Origin of the sequence: Catenulispora sp. MAP12-49 (assembly GCF_041262705.1) — a bacterium.
In the GTDB taxonomy this organism is placed as follows: Bacteria; Actinomycetota; Actinomycetes; order Streptomycetales; family Catenulisporaceae; genus Catenulispora.
This window is the reverse complement of sequence record NZ_JBGCCP010000011.1, coordinates 117,710-134,036: the sequence shown is the minus strand read 5'-3', so window position 1 is coordinate 134,036 and position 16,327 is coordinate 117,710. Positions and strand designations below refer to the sequence as shown.

15 protein-coding genes are annotated in these 16,327 nt (G+C 70.1%); 7 read left to right on the top strand and 8 right to left on the bottom strand.

All coding sequences use genetic code 11. The features are described 5' to 3' along the window. Positions 1–2: 2 nt before the first annotated feature. From efeB to ABIA35_RS21500, 3 genes are all read right to left on the bottom strand, one after another. Positions 3–1,238 (bottom strand): iron uptake transporter deferrochelatase/peroxidase subunit, encoded by a 1,236-nt coding sequence (gene efeB / locus ABIA35_RS21510; RefSeq protein ID WP_370359052.1) that lies wholly within the window; start codon positions 1,236–1,238, stop codon positions 3–5. Next, a complete protein-coding gene (locus tag ABIA35_RS21505; protein WP_370359051.1) occupies positions 1,235–2,401 on the bottom strand; it encodes an EfeM/EfeO family lipoprotein in 1,167 nt (388 codons plus the stop codon). The genes efeB and ABIA35_RS21505 overlap by 4 nt, the downstream gene beginning before the upstream one ends. A gap of 165 nt (positions 2,402–2,566) precedes the next feature. Continuing rightward, positions 2,567–3,466, bottom strand: a complete 900-nt coding sequence (locus ABIA35_RS21500; RefSeq protein ID WP_370344150.1) for an alkaline phosphatase family protein — start codon at positions 3,464–3,466, stop codon at positions 2,567–2,569. A 288-nt stretch (positions 3,467–3,754) separates the two neighbouring features. Here ABIA35_RS21500 and ppk2 point away from each other — a divergent pair, with 288 nt between their 5' ends. From ppk2 to ABIA35_RS21465, 7 genes are all read left to right on the top strand, one after another. After that, on the top strand, positions 3,755–4,669 hold the full coding sequence (gene ppk2, locus ABIA35_RS21495; RefSeq protein WP_370344149.1) for a polyphosphate kinase 2: 915 nt from the start codon (positions 3,755–3,757) through the stop codon (positions 4,667–4,669). A 75-nt stretch (positions 4,670–4,744) separates the two neighbouring features. Continuing rightward, positions 4,745–5,437, top strand: a complete 693-nt coding sequence (locus tag ABIA35_RS21490; protein WP_370344032.1) for a helix-turn-helix transcriptional regulator — start codon at positions 4,745–4,747, stop codon at positions 5,435–5,437. A 1,240-nt stretch (positions 5,438–6,677) separates the two neighbouring features. Then, entirely contained in the window at positions 6,678–7,055 is a 378-nt protein-coding gene (locus ABIA35_RS21485; RefSeq protein ID WP_370359050.1) for a sigma-70 family RNA polymerase sigma factor, read from the top strand. Between the two features lie 33 nt (positions 7,056–7,088). After that, on the top strand, positions 7,089–7,565 hold the full coding sequence (locus ABIA35_RS21480; RefSeq protein WP_370359049.1) for a hypothetical protein: 477 nt from the start codon (positions 7,089–7,091) through the stop codon (positions 7,563–7,565). A gap of 56 nt (positions 7,566–7,621) precedes the next feature. Then, the gene (secY, locus tag ABIA35_RS21475; RefSeq protein ID WP_370359048.1) at positions 7,622–8,971 is read left to right on the top strand and encodes a preprotein translocase subunit SecY; all 1,350 of its coding nucleotides are present in this window, start codon (positions 7,622–7,624) and stop codon (positions 8,969–8,971) included. A gap of 209 nt (positions 8,972–9,180) precedes the next feature. Continuing rightward, entirely contained in the window at positions 9,181–9,819 is a 639-nt protein-coding gene (locus ABIA35_RS21470; protein ID WP_370359047.1) for a hypothetical protein, read from the top strand. 186 nt (positions 9,820–10,005) lie between these two features. Further along, positions 10,006–12,414, top strand: coding sequence for a lamin tail domain-containing protein (locus ABIA35_RS21465; RefSeq protein WP_370359046.1), 2,409 nt, complete (start codon positions 10,006–10,008; stop codon positions 12,412–12,414). A gap of 77 nt (positions 12,415–12,491) precedes the next feature. Here ABIA35_RS21465 and ABIA35_RS21460 read toward each other — a convergent pair whose 3' ends face one another. From ABIA35_RS21460 to ABIA35_RS21440, 5 genes are all read right to left on the bottom strand, one after another. Then, a complete protein-coding gene (locus ABIA35_RS21460; RefSeq protein WP_370359045.1) occupies positions 12,492–12,983 on the bottom strand; it encodes a S26 family signal peptidase in 492 nt (163 codons plus the stop codon). After that, positions 12,983–14,821, bottom strand: coding sequence for an ABC transporter ATP-binding protein (locus ABIA35_RS21455; RefSeq protein ID WP_370359044.1), 1,839 nt, complete (start codon positions 14,819–14,821; stop codon positions 12,983–12,985). The genes ABIA35_RS21460 and ABIA35_RS21455 overlap by 1 nt, the downstream gene beginning before the upstream one ends. Beyond that, the gene (locus tag ABIA35_RS21450) at positions 14,818–15,369 is read right to left on the bottom strand and encodes a hypothetical protein (RefSeq protein ID WP_370341541.1); all 552 of its coding nucleotides are present in this window, start codon (positions 15,367–15,369) and stop codon (positions 14,818–14,820) included. The genes ABIA35_RS21455 and ABIA35_RS21450 overlap by 4 nt, the downstream gene beginning before the upstream one ends. Positions 15,370–15,402: 33 nt before the next feature. Next, complete coding sequence (locus tag ABIA35_RS21445; protein ID WP_370341540.1) at positions 15,403–15,936, bottom strand: MauE/DoxX family redox-associated membrane protein; 534 nt, start codon at positions 15,934–15,936, stop codon at positions 15,403–15,405. Between the two features lie 72 nt (positions 15,937–16,008). Continuing rightward, positions 16,009–16,215, bottom strand: a complete 207-nt coding sequence (locus tag ABIA35_RS21440) for a hypothetical protein (protein WP_370359043.1) — start codon at positions 16,213–16,215, stop codon at positions 16,009–16,011. Positions 16,216–16,327: the final 112 nt, after the last annotated feature.

Genomic DNA, 16,327 nt, shown 5'->3' with positions numbered 1-16,327 from the left:
TCTCAGCTCTCTACCAACCCGGACCCGAAGTAGTCCCCGCCATCCCGCACCCCCGGCAGCGCAAAGAAATAGCCGCCACCGGTCGGCTGGATGTAGTCGACCAGCGGTTCGCCGGCCAGCCGCTCCTGCACCGCCTGGAACTGACGCTGCACGTCCTGCTGGTAGCAGCAGAAGATCAGCCCGATGTCCAGGTTGCCGTTCAGATCCAGCCCGCGTTCGTAGTTGTAGCCCCGCCGCAGGATCTGCTGACCGCTGGTCGCCGGGGTGCGCGGGTTGGCCAGCCGGATGTGCGCGTTCGTGGGGATCGCCAAGCCGTTGGGGTCCGCGTGGAAATCCGGCGTGTCGTGCTCCGCCGCGCCGTCCAGCGGGGCCCCGGAGTCGCGGCGGCGGCCGATCATGTTCTCCTGCTCGTGCAGCGAGACCCGGTCCCAGAACTCCACCAGCATCCTGATGATACGGACCACCTGGTAGGAGCCGCCTTCGGTCCAGGCCGGCTCGCCGCCGCCGGCCCGCGTCCAGATCAGCGCGTCGGTCACCGCGGCCTTGGAGACGTCCGGATTGGCGATGCCGTCCTTGAAGCCGAGCTGGTTGCGGGGCGCCCCGTCGGGGCGCGGCGCGGCGTGGAAGCCGTCGACCTTCCAGGACGGCTGCATGCCCGCGCGTGTGTGCTTGGCGATGTCGCGCAGCGCGTGCATCACCGTGTCGCGGGAGTCCGCGCAGATCTGGAGCATCAGGTCGCCGTGCAGTTCGGTGGAGCCCTCGACGTGGTCGTCGGGGAACACCGGCATCGCGGTCAGCCGCGCCGGCTGGCGGCCCGCGAGGCCGAAACGGCCGTCGAACAGCGACGCCCCGACGCCGACCGTCACCGTCAGGCCGTCGGAGGGGACGTCCGGTCCGAGCGTCTCGCTGTCGGTGGGAGGCGACGCCACGTCCGTGGCCGCCGCCAAGCCGCCGGACGTCAGGAACCTGACACGATCCGTGAGCGTCCGGAACAGCGCGGTCAGCGCGGCGCGGTCCTTGGCGGTGACGGTGAACGCCACGAACGTCGCGGCATCCTGAGGTGCGGTCAGGATGCCCGCCTGATGCGGCCCCTCGAAAGCGATGCGGCGTCCCGATGGCCCGGGACCGGAGTCCACCACGGTCGCCGCCGCGATCCCCGCCGCGCCGCCGACCGCGGCGGCCGAAGCAGCGCCGACCGCGGCGCCGCGCAGGAAGGACCGTCGTGCCAGGCCGCTCATGCGTTCGTCCTCGGGGCGAGCAGGTTGGGGATCGTGGACAGGTCTTCGAGCAGCTGGTCCAGGTCGGCGTCGATCCGCCGGCGCTGCGCGGTGGTGATGGCCGAGGCCGGGGTCCAGGCGCCCGAGGCGTCGCGGGTCGCTTGCAGATCGCTTTGCAGCGCGGCGATTTCCGCGCCGATCCGGGCACGCAGGCCCGGGGCCCGGTCGTCGATCAGCGGAGCCAGGACGCTGAGCACCTCCTGGGTGCCCTCGGTGTTCGCGTACGCCGTGGCCAGGCTGGTGCCGCTGCCCTCGTCGGCTGCCGCGGTGATCTGGAACTGCAGGGTGTTCTCCAGGATCTCGTGGGCGCGCAGCGGCAGGTCGCCGGGGTCGACCTCCTCGCTCGGGAAGTCCTCGATCAGGCCTTGGACCGACGTGACGAGGCCCTGTGTCAGGGGTCTGAAGTCAGAGGCGGACGCGGAATGCCAGAGCCCGTACTCGATCGCGTGCAGACCGGCCCAGTCCTTGTCCGCCGTGCCGTCCGGCAGGCCCGCCGACGTCCCGTCGATCGCGTCGTCGAAGTCGCCGAACGAGTTGTACGCCGCGCCCAGGCGCTCGTAGTCCAGGTGAGCGGTCAGCCAGTCCGTCTTCGCGGCTTGCAGATCCCCGCGCGCGACGTCCGCGTCCAGGGTCTGAGCGGCCGCGAGCAGCTTCGGCAACGCGGTGCCCAGCCAGGCGCGGTAGGCGTTGACCGGTGCGGTCAGGTCCAGGTCGGGCAGCGGCTTGTAGCCGGCGACCGCGCCGGGGGCCGTGCCCGAGACAGAGAACTGCGACGTGGTGTGGATCGTGCCGTCGGACAGGACGCACCGGATCGCGTAGCGGCCCGCGCCGAGGGTTGTGGCCAGGGGCAGCGTGTGTTTCGGCGTCAGCCACGGGATCTCCGCGTAGACCCGGTCGGCGGCGTCCACGAGGTAGACCGTCGCGAAGGCGTCCGTGTCGTCGGTGACCGCGAAGGCGACGCGGCCGGCGCCGGCGGCCGGGGGCGGGGTGCCGCATCCGGCGGTGCGGACGGCGATCGGGCCGCCCGCGGTCGCGGAGTGCGACAGTGCGACGCCCGACGCCGCGGCGGCGGCCACCGCGAGCGGCAGCACCGCGAGGCGTACCTGCCAGGAGGCACGGCGCATGGCTTTCGGGGTTCCCTTCCTGGTCCGGCTCTGGCTTTAGCTCCGGCTCCGGCTCTGGCTTTGGCTCGGCCTCGGCCTCGGGCTCGGGCTCGGGCTCACAGCATGCCGCGGACGGCCCGGGGGTGTCCGGGCCGTCCGCTGCGCACTACGCGGTGACGCGTGCGCCTAGCTCCAGATGTCGCTGATGACAGCGGCACCCGAGCTGTTGCCGACCGGGGTCAGGCCGTACATCTGCTCCAGCGTGGCCAGCAGGTTGTAGTGGTTGACCTGCTCGCTGTACTGGCCGGTCTTCACACCGGCGCCGACGAAGATCGTCGGGATCTGGTTGCTCTCGGTGTAGTCGTCCTCGTCCCAGGTCACGATCAGCAGGCTGTTGTTGGCCTTGGCCCACGTGGCGTAGGCCGACAGGTTGTTCTTCAGCCAGGTGTCGCCGGCGCTGACGGTGCCGTCGTGCATGTCGTCGTTGAGGTTCGGGATGACGAACGACAGCGTCGGCAGGCTGGCGTAGTTGGAGCTGCTCGGGAACTGGGTGAACGGCAGCGAGTCCGAGCCGGGCACGTTGCTGTAGTTGACCCACGGCGAGTGCTTGCGCGCGTACTTGCCGGACGAGCACGTCGTCGAGCCGGTGCTCGGCAGGCCCTCGGAGTAGCCCTTGAAGGTCTTGCCGGCCGCCAGCAGCTCCGAACCGAGGTTGGCCTTGGTGCCCTCGCTGACCGGGCAGGCGTCCGAGGACAGGCCGAAGGTGCTGCCGCCGAACAGCGCCATGTAGTTCGGCTCGCTGGGGTGGGTGACCGCGAACGAGCCGGTCAGCAGCGCACCGGAGGAAGCCAGGGAGTTGATGTACGGGGCGCTGGAGCTCCCGATGATGTCGCTGTAGGAGTGGTTCTCCTCCATCACCACGACGACGTGGGCGGGGGTCGGCACCACGCCGGCAGTGGCCGGGGCGGCGGCCGGGGCGGCCGAGGCGGTGGCGTACGGGATGACGGCGGCGGCCACGGCGACCGCGCCGACCGCTGCGGACAGTGACAGGGCCTTGCGGGAGATGCGCATGGGTTCTCTCCTGATGGCGGGGGAGTGGGGTAGTGGGGAGGGGGCGTGGGGAAGGCAGCACGGGGGATGCTAGACACAGACCGTGACGAATGGAACACCGACCGGGGCAAAGGATTCGTTAACATCAAGGGGCTGAATGCTGCGGCGCGGGAAACAGAACCGCCGCGCGCCGCGGGTCGCCATGGCTTGCCATCCCTCGGGAGTTTGCGCAATGTTTGACGCGTGGTCGATCATCAGGCGGACTCGGTCGGGGATATTGCGGGTGTGAGCGCAGAACCGACCCCTGATCCGCAGCGCTGGACCCTGGCCGACGTCACCGACACCCGCGGCCTGCACATCGAGGAGGCGGACGACGACGATCCGATCCTCGTCGGCGCCGACGGCGTCCCGGTGGACACCTGGCGCCAGGACTACCCGTACCGCGAGCGCCTGGATCGCACGCGCTACGAGCACGACAAAAGGCTGCTGCAGATCGAACTGCTGAAGCTCCAGAACTGGATCAAGGAGACCGGCGGCCGGCTGGTGATCCTGTTCGAGGGCCGGGACGCCGCGGGCAAGGGCGGCACGATCAAGCGGTTCACCGAGCACCTCAACCCGCGCGGCGCCAGGGTCGTCGCCCTGGAGAAGCCCACCGAGCGCGAGCGCACGCAGTGGTACTTCCAGCGCTACGTGACCCACCTGCCGGCCGCCGGCGAGATCGTGATGTTCGACCGCTCCTGGTACAACCGCGCCGGCGTGGAGCGGGTCATGGGCTTCTGCGACCCGGCCGAGTACCTGGAGTTCATGCGCCAGGCGCCGGAGTTCGAGCGGATGCTGGTCCGCGACGGCATCACCCTGGTGAAGTTCTGGTTCTCCGTCTCGCAGGCCGAGCAGCGCACCAGGTTCCTGATCCGCCAGGTGGACCCGGTGCGCCAGTGGAAGCTGAGCCCGATGGACCTGGCCTCGCTGGAGCGCTGGCAGCAGTACACGGACGCGAAGGAGGCGATGTTCTTCTACACCGACACCGCCGACGCGCCGTGGACGGTGATCAAGAGCAACGACAAGAAGCGGGCCCGGATCGCCGCGATGCAGCACGTGCTGTCGATCTTCCCCTATGCGAACAAGGATCCTGAGATCGCCCAGGCGCCGGATCCGGAGATACTCGGTTCGGCGGCACTGCTGGTCGAGCGCTCCGATGCCGACCCGCACCGGGTGCTGCCGCGCTTATCCGGTTCGTGAGCGCTCCCGTCGGGAGCAGGGCTTGTGGTGCGCGTGTGAGCTCGGTGTGAGGTCCCTGATTCACAATCGGGTTCCATGATCGTGACCATAGACGGCGAGGGCGCCGGAGCCGACAGGATCCTGATTCTTGTCGCGGCGACGGACGACAGCGGTCCGGTGGGGGAGCGCGAGGCCGCGCGCCTGGGCAAGGCCGCGCTGGATCTGGCTGTCGCCGCGCTGGCCGACCACGTCGCCCACATCGCCCACGCGGAGGCCGGGGCCGAGGCCGGGGCTGGTTCCGAACCGGCACCGGCGGACCGGCCGATCCTCGTGGCCCGCCGCCAAGCCCCGGGCGCCCGGACCGCCGACGGCCGGCAGGCCCCTGAGACCCGCCGCCAGGCCCTGCTCGCCCGCATCGAGTCCTACGTCGAGCGCAACCTCGGCGACCCGGATCTGTCCCCACCGGAGATCGCGGCGCACCACCACATCTCCGTCAGCTACCTGCACCGCCTCTTCCAGCTCCGCGACCGCACCGTCGCGGCCTGGATCCGCCACCAGCGTCTGGAGCGGGCCCGGGCCGACCTCGCCGACCCGCGCCTGCGCGGCCAGCCGGTCCAGGCGATCGCGGCCCGGTGGGGCTTCCGCCACGCGGCGGACTTCAGCCGCGCCTTCCGCGCCGCGCACGGCATGCCACCCGGCGACTACCGTCACCGGGTGCAGGCGAAAAATTCGGCGCCCCTGACCTGTGGGTGGGTGGGTGTGGCTGGTTGCGGTTTGTTTGTGGGCTGATAGTTACAGGCGTTTCTTGACGGCTTCGCGCGGGGTCTGCGGGATCCGTTGGTGGCGCGGGTCGGGGGTGGTGCTGGTTTCGTGGGGCGGTGGTGGTGTGGGTAGGTGGGCGGCTCTACTGCGACAGTCAAGGGCAAGAGCCACAGTCAAGAGCTGAAGAGCGCCTCCGGCGGCGCCTGCGCGGCGAGCGGCCTCGCTCCGGGGAGTGGGGGCCGCGCTGTCGGGCGGCGGACGCTGCTTGTGGTCGCCTTCGTCCCGGATTCCCCGCCGCTTCGTCGCCCGGAGGGAACCATCCCGGCCTGGGCGGTGTCAAGCCGGATCACTGTTGCCGGCCACCGGTTTCGTTCGGCTGGACACCGCCCAGGCCGGGATGGTTGTGCAAGCACCGCCGAAGCGACGGGGAATCCGGGACAACCCCGGTCTGTGGTGTGGACTCGGTCCACCCGGTGAGACACAGCGGCGGCCGGGCGGTGCGTGCGCGAGGCGCGGGAACTCTTCCCACAGGTGGGTTTGTCCCGGATTCCCCGTCGCTTCGGCGGGCGAAGCCAAGCAGGCCGGGCCGGTGGTGTCAAGTCGCTGATACCCGGCCACCAGCTGGGCGATCCGGCTTGATACCACCGGACCGGTCTGCTTCCGTTAGGCGACGATGCGACGGGGAATCCGGGACGAGGCGACCACAAGCATCGTCCGGCGGCAGCCAGCGCGGCCCCCATCCCCGGAGCCGAGGCCGCTCGCCGCGTAGGCGCCGCCGGAGGCGCCTTTAGCCCTTGACCTTGATTTTCGCAGTTCGCCTTCGCCTTCGCAGTTGTCCTTGACTGTCGCAGTAGAGCCAACCACCTACCCACACCACCACCGCCCCGCGAAACCAGCGCCACCCCCGACCCGCGCCACCAGTGGATCCCGTAAACCATGCGCGAAGCCGTCAAGAAACGCCTGTAAGCCACCCACCCCAGCCACACCCACACGAGGAACTCACCCACACGAGGAACTCACCCACACAGAGGTCAGGAGCGCCAAAAATTCCTCTCGGGAAGCTGTCACAAAGCCCGCGTCCCCGCGCGTTGAACCTTATGTGGACGTCAACCAGCACGGGCGATGAAGGCAGAGGAGATGAAGGATGATCGGCAAGCCTTCCAGGACTTCACTGCCGCACACGGGGCCCGGCTCTTCCGTACTGCGTACTTCCTTGCCGGCGGGGACTGGCATCTGGCCGAGGATCTCATGCAGGACACACACCCTCGTGAAGGTGTTCGTGGCCTGGCGCCGGGTCAGCAGGGTCGAGAACCCCGCCGCCTACGCGCAGACCGTCCTCACCCGGACCTTCATCAGCCAGCGGCGGCGCAAGCGCTCGGGGGAGCAGCCGATCGCCGAGCCGCCGGAGCGGGTCATCGAGGACGTCGACTCCGCCGTGCGGCTGACGCTGCTCGCCGAGCTGGCGAACCTGTCGGCCAGGGACCGGGCGGTGGTCGTGCTGCGGTACTGGGAGGACCTCAGCGTCGAGGACGTCGCGGCGGTCCTGCACATCAGCTCCGCCTCGGTCCGGACCCAGTCCTCGCGGGCGCTGGCCCGGCTGCGGGTCGCGCTCGGCGAGGTGTTCCCCGAACGGCTTCTCGGCTGACCGCCACCCACCCCAAGAAAGGACGGCCCACCTGTGTCCACCGACATCTTCGAGACCGCCGCGGACGGCACGGGAACGGTGCGCGCGGCCTTCGACGCCACCGCGGCCGAGTGCCGGCCCGACATCGACGCCCTGACCCGCCGCGCGCTCGACCGCGGACAGCGGGTGCGGCGGCATCGGCTGGTCGGCAAGGTCGTGGGGTCCGCGGCCGCGGCGGCGGCGATCGGGTTGGGTACGGCTTACGCGCTCAATGACTCCGGGTCGTCGGTGCGGCCGACCAACATTCCCGGTAGTGGTACTTATGGCGGGAATCCGGGCTCTGATGTGCAGCGAGTTCCTGGTCCGGTTTCGTCGACGTCGGCTTCGTCGGCTTCGTCGGCTTCATCGACCACGTCGACCACGCCCGAGTCGGCGCCGACGTCCACGGTCACGGCTTCGGTGGCTGATGCCGTCGCGACCTGGCGTGCCGCTCATCGCGGCGCCTTCACCGGTCTCCGGGCAGCCGTCTAGCCCCGACACCCCCCGCTCAACAATCTAAGATCTCCAGCTCCCACGGAGGGCCGTCGATGCTCACCGCGTTCTTCCGCACGTTCCGTACGCCCGATTTGCGAAGAAAGTTACTTTTCACGCTCGGCATCGTGGCCGTCTACCGGTTCGGCGCGCACATCCCGCTGCCCGGCGTCGACGCCAAGTCGCTGTCCGCGTGCACCTCCGCCTCGACGAAGAGCGGGACCGGCAGCCAGGCCTTCGGGCTGCTCAACCTGTTCTCCGGCGGAGCGCTCCAGCAGCTGTCCATCTTCGCGCTCGGGATCACGCCCTACATCACCGCCTCGATCATCCTGCAGCTGCTCACGGTCGTGGTCCCGCGGCTGGAGGCGTTGAAGAGCGACGGCCAGGCCGGGCAGACGAAGATCACGCAGTACACGCGCTACCTGACCATCGGCCTGTCGGTCCTGGAATCGACGATGACCCTGACGGCGGCCCGCAACAACCCCGGCTATCTGCTCGGCGGCAAGTGCGAGGGCGTCGCAGTCCTCTACCCCGCGGTGACGTGGGAGGGCATGGTGGTGATGGTCGTCGTGATGACGGCCGCGTGCTCGCTGCTGATGTGGCTCGGCGAGCTGGTCACCGATCGGGGGGTCGGCAACGGCATGTCGGTCCTGATGTTCACCTCGATCGCCGCCAAGTTCCCCGGCTCGGTGTGGGCGATCAAGCTCTCGTCGCGCACGCTCGGCGGCTGGCCGGCGTTCTTCGGGGTGCTGGCGCTGGGCGTGCTGACCGTCGCCGCCGTGGTCTTCGTCGAGCAGGGCCAGCGGCGCATTCCCGTGCAGTACACCAAGCGCACGCTCGGTCGGCGTTCGTACGGCGGCACCTCGACGTACATCCCGCTCAAGCTGAACCAGTCGGGCGTGGTGCCGGTCATCTTCGCCTCGTCCCTGCTGCAGATGCCGGTGATGCTGGCCGGTCTGACCGCCAGCCCGGCCTCCACCAAGGGCTGGCAGGGATGGGTCGACCGACACTTCAGCGTGACCGTGCACGGGTACCCGCTGACGTACACACTCAGCTATCTGGCGCTGATCCTGGGCTTCGCCTTCTTCTACATGTCGATCACCTTCGACACCGTGGAGATCGCGGACAACATGAAGAAGTACAGCGGCTTCATCCCCGGCATTCGCGCCGGCCGGCCGACGGTCGAGTACCTGGACTACACGGCGACGCGCATCACGTGGCCCGGTGCGCTCTACCTCGCGGTGATCGCGGCCATCCCGATGGTCGCCCTCGATCGGCTGCACGCGACGGTCGCGTTTCCCTTCGGGGGCACGACGATCCTGATCATGGTCGGCGTCGGTCTGGAGACGGTGAAGCAGATCGAGTCGCAGCTTCAGCAGCACAACTACCAGGGCTTCTTGCGGTGAGTGCAGCGGGGGCCGGGACGCGCTGCCGTCCCTCGGGGCAGTAGTCTCACCCCGAAGTGATCCAGTGCGGTCCACCGATCGGTGGGCCGCACGTCGTATTCCTCGGATGACGATTCGTTGTCGCTGTTCGCGGTATACGGCGTGGAATCGCAGAAGTATGCGAACGACTGACTCGGCGTTCCCGCCGGGCCCGGCCGAAGGGGCAGCCGATGCCAACCATAAGCAAGTTCCTCATATCCTGCGCCGCCGTCGCAGTGTTCTGTGTCGGCTGCAAGAGCACGGCGGCGAACGGCGGTCAGAGCGCCCCGAGCGGGTCGGCCGCCGGTACCAGCGCCGCGGCTGGGGCCGGGGGCGGCGCGAACGCCCCGCTGGTCCGCTCCCGCCTGGCGCCGAGCCAGGTCGGCACCGTCCCGGCCGGGCTGCACTGCCACATGGGCGGCAACGGGCCCACCACCTACGTGCCCGACCGGTCCTGCACGCCGGGGGCTGTGCAGGACGCGGTGACGCAGTCCAACATCGACTCCACGATCTGCACGACCGGGTACACGACGAAGATCCGGCCGGCGGCCTCGGCGACGGACAAGATCAAGCACGCGCTGTACACGGCCTACGGCGTCCCCGACAGCACCAAGAGCGAGCTGGACCATCTGGTCAGCCTCGAACTCGGCGGCAGCAACGACACCACGAACCTGTGGCCCGAGCCCGGTTCGCTGCCGAACCCGAAGGACACTGTGGAGAACGCGCTGCACAAGGCGGTCTGCGCGCACAAGGTGACGCTTGCGGCGGCGCAGCAGGCGATCGCGACGAACTGGACGACCGCGCTGGCGGTTACGGGGGCCGGGAAGTAGCGCAGCGGATCCGGCGCCGTGCTCCGGAGGGAAAACCCTTGGCTTTCATCGTCGAGGACTGATCGGCTTGGTTCGGGGAAGGGACGAGTGTTGCGCTCAGCACCGAATGCCCGCCTGCTGGACGCCTGAGGTTTGCTCTGGCCCCGCACAATGCGAGTCGATTCAGACCCTTTCTCAAGGAGGACCGTGTCCAGGACCCGTTCCCTGACCGCCATGGCGGTCTCGGCCAGCACTGTCGCCGCCGTGCTGCTGCTGCCGTCGGCGCATGCGACGGTGTCGACCGACGTCGTCGTGAACGAGGTGTACGGCGGCGGTGGAAACTCCGGCGCCACGTTGAAGAACGACTTCATCGAGCTGCGCAATGACGGCTCGGCGGCGGTTTCGCTGGCTTCGTGGTCGGTGCAGTACATCTCGGCTGCGCCGGGGGCGACTACCACGTGGCAGGTCACCAACCTGACCGGGAGCATCGCGCCGGGGGCCACCTACCTGATCGGTGAGGCGGCCGGGACCGGGGGGACCGCTGACCTGCCGACGCCGGATGCCACCGGGGCGATCAACCTGTCCGGTACCGCGGGCACCGTCGCGCTGGTCACCTCGCAGACCGCGCTCACGTGCAAGACGGCCGCCGACTGCGCGGCCGATGCGAGCATCAAGGACCTGGTCGGCTATGGCACCGCCGTGATCCACGAGGGCAGTGCGGACGCCCCGGCGGCCAGCAACACCACTTCGGTGGCGCGCGATGCCTCCGGCACGGACACCGACCAGAACGGTGCCGACTTCACCGCCGGTGCGCCGACGCCGACGCCGGGGGGCTCCGGGACCGGCGGCGGTTCGACGCCGGGTCCGCTGCGGATCCACGACATCACCGGGACCACCTGGATCTCGCCGTTGAACGGCCAGTCGGTGTCCAACGTGCCCGGCATCGTGACGGCTGTGCGGACCAGTGGCACCAAGGGCTTCTGGGTCCAGGACCCGAATCCGGACGCCAACCCGGCGACCAGCGAGGGCATCTTCGTCTACACCAGCTCGGCGCCGACCGTCGCGGCCGGGGACTCGGTCCTGGTCTCCGGCAAGGTGCAGAACTACTACCCGCTGGCCAGCGGGGACACCACGGCGACCACCTCGAACCTGTCGGTCACCGAGATCGGTACGGCCACGGTCACCAAGCTCAGCAGCGGGAACCCGCTGCCGGCGCCGATCGTGCTGAACGCCTCGGACGTCCCGGCCACCTACGCGCCGGATCTGGGCGGGGCGAACATCGAGTCGACGCCGATCACCCCGACGCGCTCGGTGCTCGACTACTACCGCTCCATCGAGGGCATGCGCGCCGAGGTCGACGACGTGCGCGTGATCGGCCCCTCGGACAAGTACGGCGAGCAGTACGTCACCGTGAAGCCGACCGAGGCAGCCACCTACCGCGGCGGTTCGGAGCTGCTCGGCGAGAACCAGACGCCCTCGGGCCGCCTGGAGATCGTCCCCGCGGACGGCAGCAACCCGCAGGTGACGGTCGGGGACACCTTCGGCGGTGCGACCGTCGGCCCGATCGACTACTCGCAGTACGGCGGCTTCCTGCTCGCGGCCGCCACGCTGGGCGCCGTGCAGCACGGCAACCTGGCTCCGGTCGTGGCCACCCCGGCCTCGGCCAAGCAGCTGTCGATCGCCACGTACAACGTGGAGAACCTGGCGCCGTCCGACCCGGACACCAAGTACCAGGCGCTGGCGGCCGGCGTGGTGAAGAACCTGGCGCAGCCGGACATCATCTCCCTGGAGGAGATCCAGGACAACAGCGGCGCCACCGATGACGGCACCGTGGCGGCCGACCAGACCATCGGCAAGCTGACCGCCGCGATCGTCGCCGCCGGCGGCCCGCAGTACAGCTACCGGGAGATCGACCCGGCCAACGACCAGGACGGCGGCCAGCCCGGCGGCAACATCCGCACCGTGTTCCTGTACAACCCGGCGCGGGTGAGCTTCGTCGACTCCGGTGCCGCGACCGTGAATCGCACCACCACGAGCACGCAGGTGGTGACCAAGCACGGCGAGCCCGCGCTGACGCTGTCCCCGGGCCGCATCGACCCGGCGAACCCGGTGTGGAACTCCAGCCGCAAGCCGCTGGTCGGCCAGTTCCGCTTCCGGAACCAGGACGTCTTCGTCATCGCCAACCACCTCGACGCCAAGCTCGGCGACCAGAACCAGGACGGCCGCTTCCAGTTCCCGGCGCAGTCCTCGGCCCTGCAGCGCGCCGGCCAGGCCCAGGTGGAGCACGACTTCATCCAGAAGCTGCTCGACGTGGACAAGCACGCCGACATCGTCTCCCTCGGCGACCTGAACGACTACCAGTTCAGCCCGGCGCTCAACTCGCTGCGCACCGGCACCTCCGACGGCACCGGCCCGTCGATCCTGACCGACCTGATCAGCACCCTGCCGGTCAATCAGCAGTACACGTACGACTACGAGGGCGTTTCCGAGGTCCTGGACCACATCCTGGTCAGCAAGGGGATCAAGGACTACTCCTACCAGGTGGTCCACGTGAACTCGGAGTTCGCGAACCAGACGAGCGACCACGACCCGCAGGTCGTGGAGTTCAAGCCGTAGGGAAGAACGGGGGAGACCCTCTGGGGCTCGGCGGCGGCCGGTTCCAGGGGGTCTTCCCCTTTTACCGAGACTGGTTGCTACGACGAGGTGCGCGGCCGCTTTCGCAGCGACACTCCCAATACCTCGGTGGTGGGGAGGTAGCCGAAGTGGCGCGAGTCCAGGCTCACCGGGTTGTCGCCGCGCACGAGGAGAAAGCCTTGCGGGACAACGGTTTCCGCGTCGGTGGCGCCGACGGCCGGACGGATCTCCTCGGGAACGCGGTCGCCCTGCACGGCCACGACGCGCTTCACCATCCAGTCGACGTCCGGGCGCGGCGGTGCCGGTGTTTGGGCTGCTGTTGTCTGGGCCGCCGCCGCGCGGGCGAGTTGCGGGTGCCGGAACACGACCACCTCGCCGACCTGGGGCTGCCGCCCGCGGCCGCGGCGCACGACCAGTTTCTCGCCGTCGACGTAGGTCGGGCTCATGCTGCCGCCGCTCACCGTGATCAGGAGCAGGGCTTGGCGCGCGGCGAGCGCTCCGATCGCCCCCACCACCACACCGGTGGCGAATATCGATCTGCGGCTGAGCATCATGACGCCCCCACTTGCTGGTCCTGATATCCCTCGGCCTGGAGCCGGAACAGCTGAGCGTACTGCCCGTCCGCGGCCATCAGCTCGTCGTGGCTGCCCCGCTCGCTGATGCCGCCGTCGGCGAGGACCACCACCAGGTCGGCGTCGCGCAGGGTGTTGAGACGGTGCGAGATGAGCAGGCTGGTGCGTCCGGCGCGCCGTGCGGCCAGTGCCCGGTGGATCTGGTGCTCGGCCGCCGCGTCCAGGCCTGAGCTGGGTTCGTCGAGGATGAGCAGGTCGGCGTCCTGGCGCATCAGCGAGCGCGCCAGGGCGACCCGCTGCCACTGCCCGCCGGACAGCGCCAGGCCGCGTTCGCGGTCGCTGTCCAGGAAGATCCGGCTCAGCAGGGTCTTGTAGCCGTGGCGCAGTCCGGACAGTGTCTCGTCGATCCCGGCCTCCTGCGCGGCCCGCCGGACGGCCGGCAGGTCGTCCAGCCGCGTCATGTCGCCGATGCCGATGTTCTCGGCGGCGCTGACGTCGTAGCGGCAGTAGTCCTGGAACGTGGCGCCGATCCGGCGGCGCAGGTCGTCGATCGACAGCTCCCTGACATCGACGCCGTCCCAGAGGATCCGGCCCTGTTCGGGTTCGTAGAAGCGGCACAGCAGTTTGACCAGGGTGCTCTTGCCGGCTCCGTTCAGGCCGACCAGGCCGACGGCCGAGCCGTGCGGGATGAACAGGTCGACGCCGCGCAGGATCCAGGGGCCGGCCGGGTCGTAGCGGAACCACACGTCGCGCAGCTCGATGCCCTCGCGCAGCGGGGCGACGGGGGAGTGGCCGCCGGTGATGTCGGAGGGTGCCTCGACGACGTCCAGATAGTGCCGGAACAGTCGGAGCGTCTGCCCGGCGCGGGCCAGTTGGGCCACGGTGCCGGACACCGCCGTCTGCACGCCGGCCACCGCCGCGGTGAACAGTGCGGCGTCGCCGACGCTGAGCCGGCCGTCCACGACACCGCGCACCACCGCCACCGCGCCGATGACGGAGATCGCGGCGGTCAGCAGCGCGAGGGCGCCTTGCAGGACCGAGCCGCGCCGTTCGACCGCCAGGTCCGCGCCGGAGGTGGTTCGCAGGGCACTGAGCATCCGGCCGTGGAACAGGGAACCCAGGCCGTAGAGCCGGACCTCTTTCGCCGTTCCGGCGTCGGTGAGGAGTTGTTGGTAGAAGTACCGCTTTCGCACCGTCGCGATGTTCTGCTCCGTGACCAGCACGTGGCGCCGCCCCAAAGCCCGCTGCCCGAGGTAGGCCGGGACGGCCGCCAGAGCGAGCAGCGGCACGATCGGCGGCCAGACGACCAGGACCGCGCCGAGGAAGCCGGTGACGGCCACGGTGCTGCGCAGCGTCCCGGTCAGCAGGTCAGTCATGCCCTGGGGCGCGGCCAGCGCGCCCTGCTCGGCCAGCCGCAGCCGGTCCTGGAACACCGGGTCCTCGAAGTAGCGCAGCCCGGGGAAGCCGTTGACGTGCCGGTACAGCGTGTCCTGCACCCGGAGGGAGACGGCGCGCTGGACGTACTTCACCGTCTGGCCGGACACGAGGTCGCCGGCGACACCGGCGAACGTGAGCAAGGCCGCGGCCAGCGCCAGCCAGGTCGCGCGGCCGGCGTCGGCCTGCCGGCCCCGTGCGATCTCGTCGAACAGGAGCTTGCCGGTCCACGCGGCCGCGGCGGGCAGCAGGCCGAGCACGACCGTCAGGGCCAGCAGCCCGGCGGTGCCGAGCGGAGCCGAGCGCCAGCCCAGGCCCAGGGCGGTCAGAGCCGTCCGCCGGTCCGGCGCGCGGCGGGGTTCCCCGGTCGGCGCTGGAGTCACCGCGACGCCGAGACGGGAACCTTGGCGAACACCCCGTCCAGGCCCCGGCCGGCCGCGGCGACCGCGCCGTCGGCGACCCGCATCACCGTCGGGAAGCTGGTGACGCCTCCGAAGGCCGCGCCGACCGGTCCGTCCGGGGCCATCATGGCGACCCGGCCCAGGCCGGACAGCTCGGCGACGAGCGTGGCGGTGGCCTCGGCGGCGGGGTCGCCGTTGACGAAGAAGAAGGTGCGGTCGTAGCCGGCCGGGGACCCGTCGTGCAGGGTCCCGATGAACTTCGCGCAGGGCTCGCAGCCGGTCATGACGCAGGCGACGAGGGTGTCGTCGCCGTCGGCCCCGGCGAGGTCGGCGGTGGCGACCACGGTGCCGTCGAGGGCCGGCACCTCGAACGCCCCGATGGGAAGCCCGACGGCCGGGAGTTGGTCGGCCGGCGCTCCGGCGCCGTGGTCCATCCCACGCAGCTTCCTGATGACGGCGAACAGCAGGGCGAGGTTGATCAGAGTGAGGACCGTGAGGAACGCGACAGCGGCGGCAAGAACACCGAGCATGAGGGCTTCCTTAGGGACGCGGACGGTTCCGGCTCAGCGGCCGGCCGTCGAGGGGGAGAACACGAAACGCAGGTCGTCCCAGCGGACGACCAGGACCGCCGACACAGCCCCGCCGGCCGCGGCCACCGCGATGCCCGCCGGGGCGGCCGAGGACGGGCCGGCGAGGCAGGCGAGCAGGCCGGCCGCCGCGACGGCCAGCAGGACACAGTTCCGCGCCACCTGCGAGGCTCCCATCGGACCGCTGTCGGTCCCGAAGCACTGGCAGCGCACGGTCTGGCCCTGACGGAGCGACCAGCCGACGGAGGCGGTGAACGCCGCCAGCGTCAGGAGCGCCAGGACGAAGCCGGCCGGGACCGTCGCCGGCACGGCCAGAAGCAGGACGCTGACTCCCTCGACGGCGACCACGGCGAAGGGGGCCGCGGCGCGCGCCGGACCGGGCAGCCAGCCGATCTCGTGCAGGGAGGCGGCGAACTGGGTGAACGACCGGCGGTTGCGCAGCTTGCCGGCCAGGGCCAGAGCGAAGACGACCCCGAGCAGGGTCCGCGCGAAGACGACCAGGAACGTCATGGGTTTCGGCACCCCTTTCGGGAATCGGGGCGGCGGGCCGCTTGCGCGACACCGCCGCCGGTCGGGCATCGGCTAGCAGCGGTTCTGGGTCCGGGTCTGGGTGCAGCTGCAGGCCCCGTTGCAGGAGTAGGTGGTCACGCACTGGTACCACCAGCCGTTGGAGCCGCAGCTCCCGAGGACGCAGGTCTGGCCGTGCTCCGGCACGCACGCGCCGGCCGTCTCCTCGCGCAGCAGCGTGGACAGCGCCTTGTCACTCAGGCGGTTGATGAACTTCTTCATGGCGATCCCCTGTCTCCGAACAACCGTGAATTTCCCGAGCGTTCGCCCGTATTTGGATGTTGACTCAGAGGGCTAGCAATCCGGTCACGTTCCGGTGACGCGCAAGGGAGCG